At 35.9% G+C, this 17020-nt stretch carries 22 protein-coding genes; 18 read left to right on the top strand and 4 right to left on the bottom strand.

Features of this window, described 5'->3' with window-relative positions:
- Positions 1-51: 51 nt before the first annotated feature.
- The 4 genes from ACJJVN_RS02415 to ACJJVN_RS02400 form a co-directional block, all read right to left on the bottom strand.
- Positions 52-780 carry a hypothetical protein gene (locus ACJJVN_RS02415; RefSeq protein ID WP_405377018.1) on the bottom strand — a complete coding sequence of 243 codons (729 nt, stop codon included), beginning with the start codon at positions 778-780 and terminating at the stop codon, positions 52-54.
- Positions 781-798: 18 nt separating this feature from the next.
- Positions 799-2307 (bottom strand): RagB/SusD family nutrient uptake outer membrane protein, encoded by a 1509-nt coding sequence (locus ACJJVN_RS02410; RefSeq protein WP_405377017.1) that lies wholly within the window; start codon positions 2305-2307, stop codon positions 799-801.
- Between the two features lie 11 nt (positions 2308-2318).
- Positions 2319-5372, bottom strand: a complete 3054-nt coding sequence (locus ACJJVN_RS02405) for a SusC/RagA family TonB-linked outer membrane protein (RefSeq protein ID WP_405377016.1) — start codon at positions 5370-5372, stop codon at positions 2319-2321.
- Positions 5373-5489: 117 nt separating this feature from the next.
- Positions 5490-7148: a hypothetical protein gene (locus ACJJVN_RS02400; RefSeq protein ID WP_405377015.1), complete on the bottom strand. Its 1659-nt coding sequence runs from the start codon at positions 7146-7148 to the stop codon at positions 5490-5492.
- Positions 7149-7315: 167 nt separating this feature from the next.
- Between ACJJVN_RS02400 and rpsL the strand changes: the two genes are divergently transcribed.
- The 18 genes from rpsL to rpsN all read left to right on the top strand — a co-directional run bounded on the left by rpsL (position 7316) and on the right by rpsN (position 17007).
- Positions 7316-7690 carry a 30S ribosomal protein S12 gene (gene rpsL / locus ACJJVN_RS02395; protein WP_015361172.1) on the top strand — a complete coding sequence of 125 codons (375 nt, stop codon included), beginning with the start codon at positions 7316-7318 and terminating at the stop codon, positions 7688-7690.
- Between the two features lie 67 nt (positions 7691-7757).
- On the top strand, positions 7758-8234 hold the full coding sequence (gene rpsG / locus ACJJVN_RS02390) for a 30S ribosomal protein S7 (protein ID WP_041566866.1): 477 nt from the start codon (positions 7758-7760) through the stop codon (positions 8232-8234).
- Between the two features lie 3 nt (positions 8235-8237).
- Positions 8238-10376 carry an elongation factor G gene (gene fusA / locus ACJJVN_RS02385; RefSeq protein WP_104515665.1) on the top strand — a complete coding sequence of 713 codons (2139 nt, stop codon included), beginning with the start codon at positions 8238-8240 and terminating at the stop codon, positions 10374-10376.
- An 11-nt stretch (positions 10377-10387) separates the two neighbouring features.
- Positions 10388-10693 (top strand): 30S ribosomal protein S10, encoded by a 306-nt coding sequence (gene rpsJ / locus ACJJVN_RS02380; protein ID WP_008992279.1) that lies wholly within the window; start codon positions 10388-10390, stop codon positions 10691-10693.
- 94 nt (positions 10694-10787) lie between these two features.
- The gene (rplC, locus tag ACJJVN_RS02375; protein WP_104515664.1) at positions 10788-11405 is read left to right on the top strand and encodes a 50S ribosomal protein L3; all 618 of its coding nucleotides are present in this window, start codon (positions 10788-10790) and stop codon (positions 11403-11405) included.
- On the top strand, positions 11405-12034 hold the full coding sequence (gene rplD / locus ACJJVN_RS02370; RefSeq protein ID WP_104515663.1) for a 50S ribosomal protein L4: 630 nt from the start codon (positions 11405-11407) through the stop codon (positions 12032-12034). The genes rplC and rplD overlap by 1 nt, the downstream gene beginning before the upstream one ends.
- A 3-nt stretch (positions 12035-12037) precedes the next feature.
- Positions 12038-12328 carry a 50S ribosomal protein L23 gene (gene rplW, locus ACJJVN_RS02365; RefSeq protein ID WP_104515662.1) on the top strand — a complete coding sequence of 97 codons (291 nt, stop codon included), beginning with the start codon at positions 12038-12040 and terminating at the stop codon, positions 12326-12328.
- A 13-nt stretch (positions 12329-12341) separates the two neighbouring features.
- Entirely contained in the window at positions 12342-13166 is an 825-nt protein-coding gene (rplB, locus tag ACJJVN_RS02360) for a 50S ribosomal protein L2 (protein WP_104515661.1), read from the top strand.
- A gap of 3 nt (positions 13167-13169) precedes the next feature.
- On the top strand, positions 13170-13448 hold the full coding sequence (gene rpsS / locus ACJJVN_RS02355) for a 30S ribosomal protein S19 (RefSeq protein WP_104515660.1): 279 nt from the start codon (positions 13170-13172) through the stop codon (positions 13446-13448).
- An 8-nt stretch (positions 13449-13456) separates the two neighbouring features.
- Positions 13457-13867, top strand: a complete 411-nt coding sequence (gene rplV / locus ACJJVN_RS02350) for a 50S ribosomal protein L22 (protein WP_104515659.1) — start codon at positions 13457-13459, stop codon at positions 13865-13867.
- A gap of 7 nt (positions 13868-13874) precedes the next feature.
- Positions 13875-14600: a 30S ribosomal protein S3 gene (rpsC, locus tag ACJJVN_RS02345; RefSeq protein WP_104515658.1), complete on the top strand. Its 726-nt coding sequence runs from the start codon at positions 13875-13877 to the stop codon at positions 14598-14600.
- A gap of 12 nt (positions 14601-14612) precedes the next feature.
- On the top strand, positions 14613-15032 hold the full coding sequence (gene rplP / locus ACJJVN_RS02340) for a 50S ribosomal protein L16 (RefSeq protein ID WP_104515657.1): 420 nt from the start codon (positions 14613-14615) through the stop codon (positions 15030-15032).
- Between the two features lie 9 nt (positions 15033-15041).
- A complete protein-coding gene (gene rpmC / locus ACJJVN_RS02335) occupies positions 15042-15224 on the top strand; it encodes a 50S ribosomal protein L29 (protein ID WP_104515656.1) in 183 nt (60 codons plus the stop codon).
- Between the two features lie 7 nt (positions 15225-15231).
- On the top strand, positions 15232-15489 hold the full coding sequence (gene rpsQ, locus ACJJVN_RS02330) for a 30S ribosomal protein S17 (RefSeq protein WP_104515655.1): 258 nt from the start codon (positions 15232-15234) through the stop codon (positions 15487-15489).
- On the top strand, positions 15489-15857 hold the full coding sequence (gene rplN / locus ACJJVN_RS02325) for a 50S ribosomal protein L14 (RefSeq protein ID WP_104515654.1): 369 nt from the start codon (positions 15489-15491) through the stop codon (positions 15855-15857). The genes rpsQ and rplN overlap by 1 nt, the downstream gene beginning before the upstream one ends.
- An 8-nt stretch (positions 15858-15865) precedes the next feature.
- On the top strand, positions 15866-16177 hold the full coding sequence (gene rplX, locus ACJJVN_RS02320) for a 50S ribosomal protein L24 (protein WP_104515653.1): 312 nt from the start codon (positions 15866-15868) through the stop codon (positions 16175-16177).
- A 2-nt stretch (positions 16178-16179) separates the two neighbouring features.
- Positions 16180-16731 carry a 50S ribosomal protein L5 gene (rplE, locus tag ACJJVN_RS02315; RefSeq protein ID WP_104515652.1) on the top strand — a complete coding sequence of 184 codons (552 nt, stop codon included), beginning with the start codon at positions 16180-16182 and terminating at the stop codon, positions 16729-16731.
- Between the two features lie 6 nt (positions 16732-16737).
- On the top strand, positions 16738-17007 hold the full coding sequence (rpsN, locus tag ACJJVN_RS02310; RefSeq protein WP_104515651.1) for a 30S ribosomal protein S14: 270 nt from the start codon (positions 16738-16740) through the stop codon (positions 17005-17007).
- The last annotated feature ends 13 nt before the right edge of the window (positions 17008-17020 follow it).

Below are 17020 nucleotides of genomic sequence, written 5' to 3'. Positions count from 1 at the left end.
AAAAACCCAAGCCTAAGCTTGGGTTTCTAAATTTATAATGTGTGTCAATAATTATTGATTCACACAGAAAGGTACTGATTGACTTGCACCGAAAGAACCACCACCTGAGGCAAATGTGAGAATTGAACAAGTAATTGAATAGTCACCTACAGTAGTGCTATCAACTTGACCGTCAGCATATGAGTCAGTAATAACAGCAGTATAACAACCATCAGCTAAGAAAATATCTGCTGTAAATGTTTGTACACCGTTAGCCAAAGATCCAGTAGCTAATTCATAAACTATCACACCGGCATCATCTATGATTTGGAATCCAGTTTCCGAAGCAAAACTATCTGTATTGATAGTAAGTGTAGCATCATTACATACTATAGCTTTGAAATATTCAATTTCTAATTCAGTTACGATTATATCCGTACTAGTACTAGTTGCTCTTATAAAAAAAGTTTCAGTTGTACCATCGGCTAAATTGATAGAATTAAAATCGAAATTTACAGTTGCAGTCCCTTCATAGGAATTTGCTGGTACAGTAATACTGCCGAGTGAAACACCACCTGCTGCCGGAGCATCACCTACAAATTCTAAACCGAATGTTCTTTCTTCACTAGATGTACTAGTTATTTGAACAGGATATGTCTCTGTTGCACCAGAACTAGGAACTGATACAGATGCGAACGTTTGATTTAAACCTACAGCTGTTCCTTCAAATGTCAGATTGTCTGAATCACAACTCGTGAAAAGAACTGCCGCTAAAAATGCTATTGAAATTATTTTTTTCATGATAATATGATTTTTTAATTAATAACCAGGATTTTGTTGACCTGCTACTGCTGTGTTTCCAGTAAATTCCAAAGTAGGAATAGGCATGTATCTTGTTTCTGTATCTGTTGCAGGACGATCACAAAGTGCTGATTGATATAAAGTACAATCAATTTCATCTCTATCATATCCAACATTAGCTAAACGACCTAAACGTCTTACGTCGATATATCTATGACCTTCTGCAAATAATTCAATTCTTCTTTCTAGTAGAATATCTTGAAAAGCTTCTTCTTGTGAACTATATACAGGAGTTGTTACTGGAGTAGTATATCTCGCATTTCTCACTAAATCGATTTGACGTGCTACCTCATTAAAATCAGAATTTCGTGCAGCAACCTCAGCAAGGATAAAATGCATTTCTGCAGTTCTTATAACCTTTTGATCGTTTCTTAATTCTCCATCTAAACCACCTATTACAGGGTCACCAGGATATTTGTCAATAATAATCTCATCTGTATCCCTAGGGTTAACATCTGTCATGTAAGTAGGTGATATAAGTGATGAAATGTCTACAAATATATCTCTTCTAATATCTCCAAAGTTATTTGAATTAGCCTCAAGTATATTGAAAAGTTCCCTACTCATATCAAATTGTGCCCCACCATTTCTATCACTAGAATTAGTATTGTAAATATTTACCAAAGTAGGTCCTGTGTTACGAGTAACATCAAGGTTAAAGATAATTTCTTGACTAGCAGCTCCGGATACATCGCCCCATAGGTTACTATATTCTGCAGGGTCTGCTGTAGCTGGTAAACTAAAGCTACTTAAAACAGTATTTGCACTTGAAGTAGCAAGCACGTCATCACCTCGGTAATTTGCTACACGTGCTCGTAGAGCGCGCACAAAATCTACTGAAACTCTAAATTTATCATTAGCTGCTCCAGAAGAGGTTAAAAGTTGTTCAGCTCTATTTAAATCGTCCAATATAAAATCATAAGTTTCTCCTATTGTTCCTCGTGGTAATTGAGTTGAAGCATCCGCAGGGAAATCGATAAGAATGGCTCCTAAAGTATTGTCATCTTGTAAATCTTCTCCAAAAAATGCTAACAATCTTGAAAACGCATACGCTCTCAATGCTAGGGCTTCTCCTACTGCTTGATCGTATGTAGCTTCTTCTCCAACTTCAGGTACGATGCTATTTGATGCGCTTATTAAAGTATTAGCTCTAAAAATAACAAGATAGTTATCTGCCCATATATCTTCTGCTTCTGGTGAATTAGGATTTAATACACCTTCATGCAATGGTAATCCTTGACCACCATTAGATGCCCCTATAGCAACCTCGTCAGTAAAGAAACTAGTAAATCTAATTTCTTGTCTCATGTCTACTGCACTGTATATACCAAATACACCTGTTGCTAAATCTTCTGTATTATTAAATGCATCAGAAGCTCCTAGTTCTCCTGGTTGTATAATCTCTTTAGTATCTTCACAGGAAGCTAGAAGCGATACGATACTTAATAATATTAATATTTTTTTCATCTTTTTTTTTTTTAAAAGTTTAACTCAAGTCCTATAGAGTAAATTCTAGCTTGTGGAAAGTCAACAAAAGTATTTGTTCTTCTTTGTTCTGGGTCACTACCTCTGAAGTCTGACCATGTAAGAAGATTTTCTCCGTTTACAAAAATTCTACCACTTTCTAAGAAACTTCTGTCGGTAAGAACCTTAGGTAAATTGTATCCTAATTGTAAGAATCGTAATTTTAAGAAGCTAGTGTCTACAAAGAAACGATCGCTGTTTGCTCCCGGATTAATATTAGTCGCACTTAAACTTGGTATATCTGTTATTCTGTTATCTGGAGTCCAAGCTCTTAATATATCAGATGATAAATTTCCGTTACCAGCAAAATTGGCATCTAATGCATTGTCATAATCATTGTCGATTAATCCAGTTCCTGTTTGGAAACTAAATTGGGCTTCAAAGAAGAAATTTTTGTAACTCGCTCTAGTGTTAAATCCTCCAAAAAACTTAGCGTTCAAACTTGATCCGTTGAATTTACGATCTGCGTTGTCGATATCCTCAGTTAAATTACCGTCTATATCTCTGAATAATAAATTACCGTTAGCTGGATTAACACCTGCATATTCTGCTAGGAAAAATTCTCCAACTCTTTGCCCTTCTTGTAGGACTGTTAGTCCTCCATCGTCAATTCTTCCATCTTCTGGAGAAAGATCCAACACTTCATCGTCATTGTAAGTTAGGTTCGCGCCTACAGATAGATTAAATCCATCTTGTTCGTTAGATCTTACAACGTTGTAATCTGCATTAAACGTAATTCCATTGTTTCTTATGCTACCTACATTACTATTGGTGCTGGAACTTGGATTAAGCAGTGAGATTTGTTGAGGTGAAAATAGATCGTCCGTTCTACGATTGTACAATTCAATACTACCACGTAATCTCTGATCAAACATAACATAATCTATACCTAAGTTTAATGTTTTTACTGTTTCCCATCTTACATTAGAATCTGGAACAGTTGCAGATGGTACAAAAGTTTGGTTATCTTGATAACCTTGTCCTGTTACAAATAGTTGTCTAGGAATTCTTAGTGCATCATAAAAACCACCATTGATACGATCATTTCCTGTTTCACCGTATGAAAGTCGTAATTTTAATAAGTTCACTGTATTATTTTCCCTTAAGTTTTCAAAAAACTTTTCTTCACTAATGTTCCATCTTAAAGCTCCTGAGAAGAAAGTACCCCATCCATCATTGAATTGGAATCTAGAAGATCTATCTCTACGCACAGTTACTTCAGCACCATATTTAGAGTCATAATCATATGCTGCATTTCCAAAGTAAGAAAACAGCCCGTACTCTAGTTTATCTGCTCTGGCAGTATCTCTTAAGTCGTCGTTATTTCCATTATCCGCTATGAATGATGCACCATCACCTGGAGTATAAGTCCTTGGATCAAGTCCTTCTTGTCTAAAACCAAAAGAATCAAAATGTCCTTTAAAATACTCTAAGTAACCATTTACTATAATTCCATGTTTCTTGTCTTCATCAGTTTCTCCTGCTCCGAATTTCTTAGCATATTCTAAGTTAATGTTAGAGTTAAATCTTACATCTCTTGCGAAATCTTGGTTAACGATTCCTTCAAATGGCTCAGCACTAAAAGATGCTCGTACTCTTGCTAGTGCAGATTCTGGACTTACGCCATCAAATGAAGTGTCTTGAGTGTAATCTAATCCTATTCTGTATCTAGCTTTCCAGTTTTCACTGATTTTATAAGCCATATCACCACCTACGATTAATTTAACTTGATCATTCTCTACTCTATCAAATTGTTGACTGTCTAGATTGATAAAAGGAGCGTTAGCAAAAGTAAAAGCCGCTGCACCAGTTAAATTGTTAGAGTCAAAGTCATTGACGTCTAAATATGGAAGACCGTTGTAGGCTGCCCATACTGGATTGAAAAATACAGAGCCGCTACCATCGGTTCCATTAAATCTACTGTCGGAATATCCTAAGGCAAGGGTAGTGCTAGCTGTAAATCTCTCGTTGTCAGATTTAAAGTTAACATTAGACCTTGCGTTAAAACGTTGAAGTGTTCTGTTACTCAAAGAAGCTTCTTGCTCAAAGTAACTAATACTTGTTGTTTGAGAAATGTTTTTTCCTCCAGAAGATAGTCTAATATTGTGATTTATATTTGTACCTGTTTGGAAAAATACTTCTTCCCAGTCTGTGTTAGATTCAAATGCATCTATTTCTGCAGTTGTCAATGTAACACCTAGTCCTGCACCTATACTATTCTCAAATCTCAATAAACCTCTTGCGTCAAACATATTATAATCTCTGTCGATAAGTTGACTGAATCCTGTAGTAGTAGAGTAACTAACTTTCAAAGGAGCTCCAAATTTAGCAGTTCTAGTTTTAATTATGATTACTCCATTTGCACCACGGTTACCGTATATAGCTGTTGCTGCTGCATCTACTAACGTTGTAGTGCTCTCAATATCCGCAGGGTTTATAGTTTGAAATGCGTCCTCATCAATTGGTACACCATCTATAATAATTAATGGTTCTGAATTACCATTAATCGATACAGGACCTCTTAATTGAATAAAACTATTGCCTCCTGGTTGACCAGTACTGGTTTGAACAGTTAATCCCGGTACTTGACCTTGAAGTCTTTGTATTGCAGATGCGTTTGGGCGATCAGCAATTGACTTAGAGTCAAGTTGGAAAGATGCAACGTTGTTTTGCTTTGTAGTAGTATTCTTGTAAGCATTTACTACTACAGCGTCTAGCTCGTTTACAGACATTGTAACGTTGATTACATTTTGTTCTCCTACGACAATTTCTTGACTGTCATAACCAGTGAAGGTGAATAGTAAAACGTCTGTAGAATTTGCAACGATAGTATAATTACCATCAAAGTCAGTAGTAGTTGCGTTACTCGTACCTTTTACTTGTACTACCGCACCGAGTAGACCGCCATCGGCATCAGTTACCTTACCGATAACAGTTTGCTGTGCAAACGCTACTTGCACAACTAACGCTAGTAAAAGCGTCAAAATTCCATTTAATTTTGTTTTCATGTTTAGATTTATTTGAATTAGCCAGCTCCAAAAATCAAAAAAAGAAGTTAATAAAACAACTTTTCTGTGTTCTATTTATACTATTTCTTAAGATCTCATTAACATTAAGCTAACATATCAGAAGTTTATTTTTAAGCTTATATGAGCTATTGTGCTGGATAAGTCCACTTTAGCATCTTCAAATCGGCCGTTTGCGATACTTAAATTTAATATGCCAGCTTGTGTTAAAATTGCAATTCCGCCTCCAAAACCGTAAAGCTTATCAAGGTTTTTACTGTTAAAATTCTCAAATACACCTATATCTAGAATGGTGTGAAGGTAAATTTGATCGTTTAAACGGTATCTATACTCTGTAGCGAGCGTCGTGTAGAAAGAGCTGTCAATGCTATTTTGGTTAAAACCTCTAATACTTCCCAATCCTCCGAACTGATAAAGCTCATTAAATTGTATGTTATTGGATTTCAAATAATAGCTAGTGATATTGCTTAAAAATACACTTCTATGAGATAGATGCCATAACTTTAAAAAGGTTGCGTTAAAACTTAATTGTTTTTCATTTATTTCTATTCCAGTCCTTTTTATTAATCCGAAATTCGCTTTTAAATAGAAGTTTTCTGGCATTAAAGGATCAGTCGTGTTTTGTTGATAGTTAGATGTTAGTTCAACTCCGTTTTTGGTGTAGTTTTCTAGATCTGTATCTGTTGCTGTAGCATTGGATGTTACCGATTTGTAGTTAAGTCCTAAGCTAGTTTTCCAGTTTGGTTTATAAAATAACCCAGTGCTGAATGATGTGCTTTGGTATGTGCTGTCTCTACGCTGAATATCTAATTCTGTATTTATACCTATTGGAGTCTTCCATACATACGGTAGATTTATACTAGTTTGAAAATTGGTTTGATCTCCATTATCATTTCGATATTGTAAAATGAAAGTTTCAGCTCTATTTAAATTATTCTGTAATTTTAAATCTATATATCCATTCAGTTCTAGTTTTCCATCTGTGGTGTTGTTAAAGCCTAATAAGCCTTCTGCAGTATTGGTGTTGATTTTTTCTAAATAAACATAAATATTAGTGGAGTCTTTTTTAAATAGGACTTCGGTTTTTTTAGTTTGTTTTGCAAAAGGTATGTTTTTTATAATTTCATCTATTTCTTTAATTGTTTTTTCATTATAGTTTCTTGTTTTGTTGTTAAATGAAGATATAGTTGTTTTTGGAAAGTTAGTGTAGCCTTTTAAAATGATGTTGTCGATATAACGTTTTTCAATTATCTTGAAATTTAAATTTGCTGTTATAGTATCGCTATCGTTTAGTTTTATATTGGATAATTTTATTTCGTTAAAGGGGTATCCCATTTCTTTTAATTGCTCATTGTAATCATCAATGATTTTTTTTTGATCTTTAATTGTTATTATGTTTTCTCGCTTTCGCGAAAGCGAATGCATAATCAAACTATCTTGTTTATTTTTAATATTGAAAAAGTATTTAATGTGGGTGTATTTTCGGTTTAAGTTAATAGTTACCTTGGAAATATTATTTGTGATTCTTTTAGGTTCAGAAATTAATAGATTTAAATATCCTTGATTTTTTAATTGTGATTTTAAACTGTCGGTTATTTTATGAGGAGTGGTTGAATGATTTAATTGTATAATTCTTGTAGAGTCTGCTTTTTTTGTAGTGTTGCTTTTGTACTGCAGTAAGACTTCTTTATTCTGTGATAATAAAGAATGGGTAGTTAGTATATATATAATAAGGACTATGCAGGATTTGATTTTCATTAATATTTATTGTTTTTCATCATTTTGTAAACGGTAATTTTTTCTTGTTTCTTGTGTATTTTGAAAAGATATTCTAAATATTTGAAACTGAGGTTTGAATAACTCTTTTTTATTCATACCTTTGCCGACTCTTAAAAAAGGGAATTAATTTATTAGCGTAAAACAATATGCCAACGATTTCACAATTAGTACGTAAAGGAAGAGCCAAAATAACCAAGAAGAGTAAATCGGCTGCTTTAGATTCTTGTCCTCAACGTCGTGGAGTATGTACACGTGTTTACACAACTACACCTAAGAAGCCTAACTCAGCAATGAGAAAGGTTGCAAGGGTTAGACTTACTAACGGTAAGGAAGTAAATGCTTACATCCCAGGAGAAGGACACAATCTACAAGAGCACTCGATAGTATTGGTTAGAGGTGGAAGGGTAAAAGATTTGCCAGGAGTTAGATATCATATCGTGCGTGGGGCACTGGACACCGCTGGTGTTGCAGACCGTACACAACGTAGATCTAAGTATGGAGCAAAACGCCCAAAGAAGTAAACCAATTTTTAAAGATTCTAACAATACTCTGTTAGGGTTTTTTAATTAACAATTTCAACAAGAAGAAATGAGAAAAAGACAGGCCAAGAAACGTCCTATCCTTCCGGATCCACGTTTTAACGACCAGCTAGTGACACGTTTCGTTAACATGATGATGTTACACGGAAAAAAGTCTACAGCTTTCAAACTTTTCTATGATGCAATGGATATTGTAGAAGAAAAAAATCAAGATGAAGAGAAAACTTCTTTGGAAGTGTGGAAAGATGCGTTATCTAACGTTATGCCGCACGTTGAAGTGCGTTCACGCCGTGTAGGTGGTGCTACGTTTCAAATTCCAATGCAAATCAGACCAGATAGAAAGATATCTACAGCAATGAAGTGGTTGATTAGTTACTCTCGTAAGCGTAACGAAAAATCTTTTTCTGTAAGATTAGCTTCTGAAATCCTTGCTGCGGCTAAGGAAGAAGGTGCTGCTGTTAAGAAAAAGGTAGACACTCATAAGATGGCTGAAGCAAATAAAGCATTCTCACACTTTAGATTCTAAGAAATGTCAAGAGATTTAAAATTTACTAGAAACATAGGTATTGCTGCTCATATTGATGCAGGTAAAACAACTACTACTGAGCGTATCCTTTATTATACAGGAGTTTCTCATAAGATAGGTGAGGTTCATGATGGTGCTGCTACTATGGACTGGATGGAGCAAGAGCAAGAGCGTGGTATTACTATTACGTCTGCTGCTACTACTTGTACATGGAAGTTTCCATTAGAAAATGCTCAAACTACTCCTGATACGAAGGATTATCACTTTAATATTATTGACACACCTGGTCACGTTGATTTTACTGTAGAGGTAAATAGATCGTTACGTGTATTAGATGGTTTGGTTTTCTTGTTTAGTGCTGTAGATGGTGTTGAGCCACAATCAGAAACTAACTGGAGATTAGCAGATAATTACAAAGTGCCACGTATTGGTTTTGTAAATAAAATGGATCGTCAGGGATCTAATTTCTTAGCTGTTTGTCAGCAAGTTAAAGATATGTTGAAGTCTAATGCGGTGCCAATTGTATTGAACATTGGTGACGAAGATGAGTTCAAAGGTGTTGTTGATCTTGTAAAGAATCGTGCTATCGTATGGCATGATGCTACACAGGGTTCTACTTTTGATGTAGTTGACATTCCTGAGGACATGAAAGAGGAGGCGAGAAAATATCGTGGGTTGCTAATCGAAGAGGTTGCTGCTTATGATGAGAACCTTCTTGAGAAATTCATGGAAGATGAGGATTCTATTTCAGAGGATGAAGTGCATGCTGCTCTTCGTGCTGCTGTTATGGATATGTCTATCATTCCTATGATTTGTGGTTCTGCGTTTAAAAATAAAGGTGTTCAATTTTTATTAGATGCAGTTTGTCGTTACTTGCCTTCTCCTACGGATAAGGAAGGTATTGTTGGTACAAATCCTGATACAGAAGAACAAGAATTACGTAAGCCAAGTGTTAAGGAGCCTTTTGCTGCTCTTGCATTTAAAATTGCAACGGATCCTTTTGTAGGTCGTCTTGCATTTTTCCGTGCTTATTCAGGTCGTTTGGATGCTGGTTCTTATATATTAAATAATCGTTCAGGTAAAAAAGAACGTATTTCACGTATTTATCAAATGCATTCTAATAAACAGAATGCTATTGAATACATAGAAGCTGGTGATATTGGTGCAGCAGTAGGGTTTAAAGATATCAAGACTGGTGATACTATGTCTGATGAAAAGCATCCTATTGTTCTTGAGTCTATGGACTTCCCAGATCCAGTAATCGGTATTGCTGTAGAGCCTAAAACTAAGGCTGATGTGGATAAAATGGGTATGGCTTTGGCAAAATTAGCTGAAGAAGATCCTACTTTCCAGGTAAGAACTGATGAGGCTTCTGGTCAAACTATTATATCTGGTATGGGTGAGCTTCACCTTGATATTATCGTTGACCGTATGCGTCGTGAATTTAAAGTAGAGCTTAATCAAGGTGCTCCTCAAGTGGAGTATAAAGAAGCTATTACAAGATCTGCTGATCACAGAGAAACTTATAAGAAGCAATCTGGTGGTCGTGGTAAATTTGGAGATATTGTCTTTACTATTGAACCTGCTGAAGAAAATGAAGAAGGTAAGGTAGAAGAAGGTCTTCAGTTTGTTAATAAAATTAAAGGTGGTAATGTTCCTAAGGAATTTATTCCTGCAATTGAAAAAGGTTTCCGTGAAGCTATGAAGGCTGGTCCTCTTGCCGGATTCGAAATGGATAGTATGAAAGTTACTCTTACAGATGGTTCTTTTCACCCTGTAGATTCTGATGCTCTTTCTTTTGAATTAGCAGCTAGGATGGGTTATAAAGCTTCTGCTAAGTCGGCCGGTGCTGTTATATTAGAACCTATGATGAAACTTGAAGTTATTACTCCTGAAGAAAATATGGGTGATATAGTTGGTGACCTTAACCGTCGTCGTGGTCAAGTAAATGACATGGGTGACCGTAATGGTGCAAAGGTTGTAAAGGCTGATGTTCCTCTTTCTGAAATGTTTGGTTATGTAACAACGTTACGTACTCTTTCTTCAGGTCGTGCAACGTCTACAATGGAATTCTCTCATTATGCTGAGACACCTTCTAATATTAGTGAAGAGGTAATAGCAGCAACAAAAGGTAACAATTAATATTTCAAACGATGAGTCAAAAAATCAGAATTAAACTCAAATCATACGATTATAATCTGGTAGATAAATCTGCTGAAAAAATCGTTAAAACTGTAAAAAGTACTGGTGCTGTTGTAACTGGACCTATTCCACTTCCTACACACAAGAAGATTTTTACTGTATTAAGATCTCCTCACGTAAATAAAAAATCACGTGAGCAATTTCAACTTAGTTCATATAAGAGACTATTAGATATATATAGTTCTTCTTCTAAGACTATTGATGCTCTTATGAAGCTTGAACTTCCTAGTGGTGTTGAAGTTGAAATTAAAGTGTAATTACTTTAATTTATTAAATCAAAATTTGGTTCCGTCTATTATTAGGCGGAACTGTTTTTAAAATTATATATAACAATTATTAATTAATATAAATATGTCTGGGTTAATAGGAAAAAAAGTCGGAATGACTAGTATTTATGATGAGAACGGCAAAAACATGCCTTGTACTGTTATAGAATTAGGTCCTTGCGTGGTTACCCAAGTCAGAACTGAGGAGGTAGATGGATATGCTGCTTTGCAATTAGGTTTCGATGACAAATCAGACAAGAATGCTTCTAAGGCTGCTCAAGGGCACTTTAAGAAAGCAGGAACTGCTGTCAAAAGAAAAGTTGCCGAATTCAAAAGTTTTGATGAGGAATACAAATTAGGAGATTCAATTACTGTTGATATGTTCACTGAAGGTGAATTTGTAGATGTTTCAGGAACCTCTAAAGGTAAAGGTTTTCAAGGTGTTGTTAAACGTCACGGTTTTGGTGGTGTTGGTCAAGCTACACATGGTCAACATAACCGTTTGAGAGCTCCAGGATCTATTGGAGCTGCATCTTATCCTGCACGTGTATTCAAAGGAATGCGCATGGCTGGACAGATGGGGAATGAAAAAGTAAAAGTTCAAAATTTAAGAGTTTTAAAGGTTGTTGCTGACAAGAACCTACTTGTGGTTAAAGGTTGTGTACCTGGTCATAAAAATTCTTATGTAATCGTACAGAAATAATGAAGGTAGCAGTATTAGATATAAAAGGAAAAGAAACTGGACGTCAGGTAGAATTATCTGAAGAGATATTCGGTATTGAGCCTAGTGAACACGCTATTTATCTTGATGTAAAGCAATATCTTGCTAATCAACGTCAAGGGACGCACAAAGCTAAGCAACGTGCAGAGATTGCAGGTAGTACTCGTAAGATCAAAAAGCAAAAAGGAACAGGTACAGCTCGTGCTGGTTCTATCAAGTCTCCTGTATTTAGAGGTGGTGGTCGTATTTTTGGTCCTGTACCTCGTAGTTATTCATTCAAATTGAATAAAGGTCAGAAGAGATTAGCTCGTAAAAGTGCACTAAGTCAAAAGATGTCTGAAGGTACACTTTCAATTGTTGAGAATTTCAATTTAGATGCTCCAAGTACTAAGGATTTTGTTAAGGTTTTAGAAGGTCTAGGTCTTGAAAATAAAAAATCTCTAATTGTCTTGGGGGAATCAAATAATAATGTATATTTGTCTTCGCGAAATTTAAAGGGTTCTGATGTTGTACTTAACTCAGAATTAAGTACTTACAAAATTTTGAACGCAACTAATGTTGTTCTTTTGGAAGGTTCGTTAGAAGGAATTGAAGAAAATTTAAGTAAATAAGCTATGAGCATTTTAATTAAACCGATTATTACTGAGAAGGCAACTAGAGATAGTGAGCTTCTAAATCGTTATGGTTTTGAGGTGTCTTCAAAAGCTAATAAAGTACAGATAAAAAAAGAAGTTGAAGCGACGTATGGTGTTACTGTTCTTAAGGTTAGAACAATGAATACGCGTATTGATCGTAATACTAAATATACTAAATCAGGGATTCAAGTTGGTAAAACAAGTGCGCGTAAGAAGGCATTTGTACAGCTTAAAGATGGTGAAACCATTGATCTTTATAGTAATCTATAATTAAAAGACAATAATGTCAGTAAGAAAATTAAAACCTGTAACTCCTGGACAGCGATTTAGAGTTGTGAATGGCTACGACGCTATCACAACTGATAAGCCGGAGAAGAGTTTACTCGCTCCGAAAAAACGTTCAGGTGGTCGTAATGCTAGTGGTCGTATGACTATGCGTTACATTGGTGGTGGTCATAAGAGACGCTACCGTATCATTGATTTCAAAAGAGATCGTCATGGTGTTCCTGCAACTGTTGCGTCGATAGAGTATGATCCTAATCGTACTGCTTTCATAGCTTTAGTTAATTATCAAGATGGAGAGAAGCGTTATGTAATTGCTCAGAATGGTATGAAGGTTGGTCAGAATATTGTTTCTGGTGAATCTGCAACTCCCGATGTTGGTAATGCAATGAAGTTGTCACAAATGCCTTTGGGTTCAATTATTAGTTGTATTGAGTTACGTCCTGGACAAGGGGCTGTGATCGCTCGTAGTGCTGGTTCTTTTGCTCAGTTAATGGCTAGAGATGGTAAGTATGCTACTGTTAAGATGCCTTCCGGTGAAACTAGATTGATTTTACAAGAATGTTTAGCTACTATTGGTGCTGTTTCTAACAGTGATCATCAACTTGTTGTTGGTGGTAAAGCTGGTAGATCTAGATGGTTAGGTAGAAGGCCTAGAACTAGACCGGTTGTGATGAATCCAGTGGATCACCCAATGGGTGGTGGTGAAGGTAAGTCTTCAGGTGGTCATCCAAGATCTCGTAATGGTATACCTGCTAAAGGTTATCGTACACGTGATAAGAATAAAGCTAGTACTCAATATATAATAGAACGTAGAAAGAAATAAATTATGGCTCGTTCACTTAAAAAAGGACCTTACGTATTTCATAAACTTGAATCTAAGGTGGCTCAAAATGTTGAGTCTGGTAAAAAAACTGTAATAAAAACTTGGTCTCGTGCGTCTATGATTACGCCGGACTTCGTTGGTCAGACAATTGCTGTTCATAACGGACGTCAGTTCATACCTGTGTATGTTACTGAGAACATGGTTGGACATAAACTTGGTGAATTTTCACCTACTAGATCTTATAGAGGTCATGGTGGTGCTAAGAACAAGGGTAAAAAATAATCTAAGCTATGGGAGTTCGTAAAAGACAAATGGCTGAAAGGCTAAAGGAAGAGAGAAGTAAGATAGCGTTTGCAAAATTAAACAACTGTCCTACATCTCCAAGAAAGATGAGATTGGTTGCTGATATAATTAGAGGTAAAAAGGTTGAGGATGCGTTAAATATCCTTAAGTTTTCTTCTAAAGAAGCGGCAAGAAGATTAGATAAGTTAGTTCTTAGTGCTGTTGCAAATTGGCAAGCTAAGAACGAGGATGCTGATGTGGCTGAGGCTGGACTCTTTATTAAAGAGATTCGAGTTGATGGTGGTGCTATGCTTAAAAGATTGCGTCCAGCACCGCAGGGTAGAGCACATAGAATAAGAAAAAGATCAAACCACGTTACTCTTGTGTTAGGTCAGACTAATAATTTAGAGGTTAACTAATAAAGGTATGGGACAGAAAACAAATCCAATAGGAAATCGTTTAGGTATCATCAGAGGATGGGAATCTAATTGGTACGGTGGAAATGATTATGGTGATAAACTTGCTGAAGATGATAAAATACGCAAGTATATTCATGCTCGTTTATCTAAAGCTAGTGTTTCACGTATCATTATTGAACGTACTTTAAAGTTAGTTACAGTTACTATTACTACTGCTAGACCTGGTATTATTATCGGTAAAGGTGGTACGGAAGTTGACCGTTTAAAGGAAGAGTTGAAAAAGATATCTGGCAAGGATGTGCAGATCAATATTCATGAAATTAAAAGACCTGAGCTAGATGCGCATTTAGTCGGTTCTAGTATTGCTAGACAAATAGAGAATAGGATTTCTTATAGACGTGCTATTAAGATGGCTATTGCCGCTGCGATGAGAATGAATTCTGAAGGTATTAAAGTCCAGATTTCTGGGAGATTGAATGGGGCTGAAATGGCTCGTTCTGAATCTTATAAAGATGGTCGTATTCCTCTTTCTACTTTTCGCGCTGATATAGATTATGCTTTAGTAGAATCTCATACTACGTATGGAAGGATTGGAGTTAAAGTATGGATTATGAAGGGCGAGGTTTATGGTAAAAGAGATTTATCTCCTTTGGCTGGCTTAGCAAAGAAACAACAAGGTAATAAAGGTGGTGGTGCAAACAATCGTGGAGGCAACCGTCGTCGTAGAAAATAATAATAGCTAGAAATGTTACAACCTAGAAAAACAAAGTTTAGAAAACAGCAGAAGGGTCGCATGAAAGGTGATTCAGGACGCGGTAACCAACTAGCCTATGGGACTTTTGGAATTAAATCTTTAGATGCAAATTTCATTAATTCTCGACAAATCGAAGCGGCGCGTATTGCAGCGACTAGATTTATGAAAAGAGAAGGTTCTTTATGGATAAAAATATTTCCGGATAAACCTATTACGAAAAAGCCTTTAGAGGTACGTATGGGTAAAGGTAAGGGTAATGTTGAGTATTGGGCTGCAGTGGTTAAACCAGGTAGAATTCTTTTTGAAATCTCAGGTGTACCGCAAGCAGTTGCACAAGAAGCTTTAAGGCTTGCTGCTCAGAAATTACCAGTTAAAACTAAATTCATAGTCGCTCGCGATTATCAAGAATAGATTTGAGTTATGAAACAATCAGAAGTTAAAGGATACTCTCTTGAAGAGTTAAAAGATAAGCTTGTAGAATCACAAGTTGCTTACGGAGATTTGAAAAGGACTCATAGTATGTCACCGCTGGATAATCCTTCACAGATTACCAAGTTACGTAAGACTATCGCGAGAATCAAGACTGCTATCAACAATAAATAGTACGACAATGGAGACTAGAAATTTAAGAAAAGAACGTGTAGGTGTTGTTAAAAGCAACAAGATGGACAAGAGTATTGTCGTAGCTGAAGTTAAAAGACAGAAGCATCCTATGTATGGTAAATTCGTTTTGAAAACTAAGAAATATGTTGCTCACGACGAAAATAATGACTGCAACGAAGGAGATACAGTTCGTATTATGGAAACTCGTCCTTTGAGTAAGTCTAAGAATTGGAGATTAGTAGAAATAATAGAAAGAGCTAAGTAATGGTACAACAAGAATCGAGATTAAGAGTCGCTGATAATACTGGTGCAAAGGAAGTTCTTTGTATACGTGTTCTTGGTGGTACTAAAAGAAGATATGCTTCGGTTGGTGATAAGATTGTTGTTTCTGTAAAGGAATCAACTCCTAATGGTAATATAAAAAAAGGTGCTGTTTCTACAGCGGTTGTAGTGCGTACTAAAAAAGAGGTGAGAAGACCTGATGGTTCTTATATCCGTTTTGATGATAACGCCTGCGTTTTGTTAAATCCTACATCTGACATGAGAGGTACTCGTGTTTTTGGACCTGTAGCACGTGAATTACGTGATAGACAGTTCATGAAAATTGTATCACTTGCTCCAGAAGTACTATAATAATTATTATGGCAAAGTTAAAAATTAAAACCGGAGATACAGTTAGAGTAACTGCTGGTGAGCATAAAGGTGCTGAAGGGAAAGTAACAAAAGTTTTTATCGAAAAGAATAGAGCTATTGTAGAAGGTGTTAATATGGTTTCTAAACATGAGAAACCTAGCGCTACTAATCCACAAGGTGGTATAAAAGAAAAAGAGGCTGCATTACACGTTTCTAACCTTTCTTTAATAGATAAGAATGGTAAGAATACTAGAGTTGGATATGAATCTAAGGATGGTAAAAACGTTCGTTTTGCTAAAACAACTAAAGAAGTAATATAATCATGTCATATTTACCAAGATTAAAAGGAGAATATAAAGAGCGTATTGCTGATGTTTTACAGAAGGAGTTTGCTTACAAGAATGTAATGGAGATTCCAAAGCTTCAGAAGATTGTACTAAGCCGTGGGGTTGGTGCTGCTGTAGCAGATAAGAAACTTATCGATTATGCATTGGAAGAACTAACAACTATAACTGGACAAAAAGCAGTTGCTACTTTATCTAAGAAAGATGTTGCGGCATTTAAGTTGCGTAAGGGAATGCCTATCGGTGTTAAGGTAACATTACGTGGAGAACGTATGTATGAATTTTTGGACCGTTTCGTAACCGTTGCTTTACCAAGGGTTAGAGATTTTCAAGGAATCAAAGCAGACGGTTTTGATGGAAGAGGAAATTATAATTTAGGTATTACTGAGCAAATTATATTTCCAGAGATAAACATAGATAAGGTTAACAAAATTTCAGGTATGGATATTGCTTTCGTTACCAGTGCTAATACTGATAAAGAAGCAAAGTCATTACTTACGGAACTAGGTTTACCATTTAAAAAGAACTAAGTAGAGATGGCAAAAGAATCAATGAAAGCGCGCGAGCGCAAGCGTCAGGCATTAGTGGATAAATATTCTGCTAAAAGAAAGGCACTTAAGGAAGCTGGCGACTACGAGGAGCTACAAAAGTTACCTAAGAATGCGTCTCCTGTTAGATTACATAATCGTTGTAAATTAACTGGAAGACCTAAGGGTTACATGAGACAATTTGGTATTTCTCGTGTAATGTTCAGACAAATGGCAAATCAAGGTTTAATCCCAGGCGTTAAAAAAGCTAGTTGGTAATCGCTTAAAGATA

This window comes from Nonlabens sp. Asnod3-A02, from assembly GCF_045063755.1.
Classification (GTDB): Bacteria; Bacteroidota; Bacteroidia; order Flavobacteriales; family Flavobacteriaceae; genus Nonlabens; species Nonlabens xylanidelens.
The sequence above is the reverse complement of the archived record's forward strand: the minus strand, read 5'-3'. Positions and strand labels throughout refer to the sequence as shown.

Coding starts and splice junctions, on each gene's coding strand:
- rplD (WP_104515663.1), top strand. CDS start 11,405: ATGAAGGTAGCAGTATTAGATATAAAAGGAAAAGAAACTGGACGTCAG.
- rpsG (WP_041566866.1), top strand. CDS start 7,758: ATGAGAAAAAGACAGGCCAAGAAACGTCCTATCCTTCCGGATCCACGT.
- rpmC (WP_104515656.1), top strand. CDS start 15,042: ATGAAACAATCAGAAGTTAAAGGATACTCTCTTGAAGAGTTAAAAGAT.
- rplP (WP_104515657.1), top strand. CDS start 14,613: ATGTTACAACCTAGAAAAACAAAGTTTAGAAAACAGCAGAAGGGTCGC.
- rplN (WP_104515654.1), top strand. CDS start 15,489: ATGGTACAACAAGAATCGAGATTAAGAGTCGCTGATAATACTGGTGCA.
- fusA (WP_104515665.1), top strand. CDS start 8,238: ATGTCAAGAGATTTAAAATTTACTAGAAACATAGGTATTGCTGCTCAT.
- rplW (WP_104515662.1), top strand. CDS start 12,038: ATGAGCATTTTAATTAAACCGATTATTACTGAGAAGGCAACTAGAGAT.
- rplX (WP_104515653.1), top strand. CDS start 15,866: ATGGCAAAGTTAAAAATTAAAACCGGAGATACAGTTAGAGTAACTGCT.
- ACJJVN_RS02400 (WP_405377015.1), bottom strand. CDS start 7,148: ATGAAAATCAAATCCTGCATAGTCCTTATTATATATATACTAACTACC.
- rplB (WP_104515661.1), top strand. CDS start 12,342: ATGTCAGTAAGAAAATTAAAACCTGTAACTCCTGGACAGCGATTTAGA.
- ACJJVN_RS02410 (WP_405377017.1), bottom strand. CDS start 2,307: ATGAAAAAAATATTAATATTATTAAGTATCGTATCGCTTCTAGCTTCC.
- rpsQ (WP_104515655.1), top strand. CDS start 15,232: ATGGAGACTAGAAATTTAAGAAAAGAACGTGTAGGTGTTGTTAAAAGC.
- rplC (WP_104515664.1), top strand. CDS start 10,788: ATGTCTGGGTTAATAGGAAAAAAAGTCGGAATGACTAGTATTTATGAT.
- ACJJVN_RS02415 (WP_405377018.1), bottom strand. CDS start 780: ATGAAAAAAATAATTTCAATAGCATTTTTAGCGGCAGTTCTTTTCACG.
- rplE (WP_104515652.1), top strand. CDS start 16,180: ATGTCATATTTACCAAGATTAAAAGGAGAATATAAAGAGCGTATTGCT.
- rpsJ (WP_008992279.1), top strand. CDS start 10,388: ATGAGTCAAAAAATCAGAATTAAACTCAAATCATACGATTATAATCTG.
- rpsL (WP_015361172.1), top strand. CDS start 7,316: ATGCCAACGATTTCACAATTAGTACGTAAAGGAAGAGCCAAAATAACC.
- rpsN (WP_104515651.1), top strand. CDS start 16,738: ATGGCAAAAGAATCAATGAAAGCGCGCGAGCGCAAGCGTCAGGCATTA.
- rpsC (WP_104515658.1), top strand. CDS start 13,875: ATGGGACAGAAAACAAATCCAATAGGAAATCGTTTAGGTATCATCAGA.
- rpsS (WP_104515660.1), top strand. CDS start 13,170: ATGGCTCGTTCACTTAAAAAAGGACCTTACGTATTTCATAAACTTGAA.
- rplV (WP_104515659.1), top strand. CDS start 13,457: ATGGGAGTTCGTAAAAGACAAATGGCTGAAAGGCTAAAGGAAGAGAGA.
- ACJJVN_RS02405 (WP_405377016.1), bottom strand. CDS start 5,372: ATGAAAACAAAATTAAATGGAATTTTGACGCTTTTACTAGCGTTAGTT.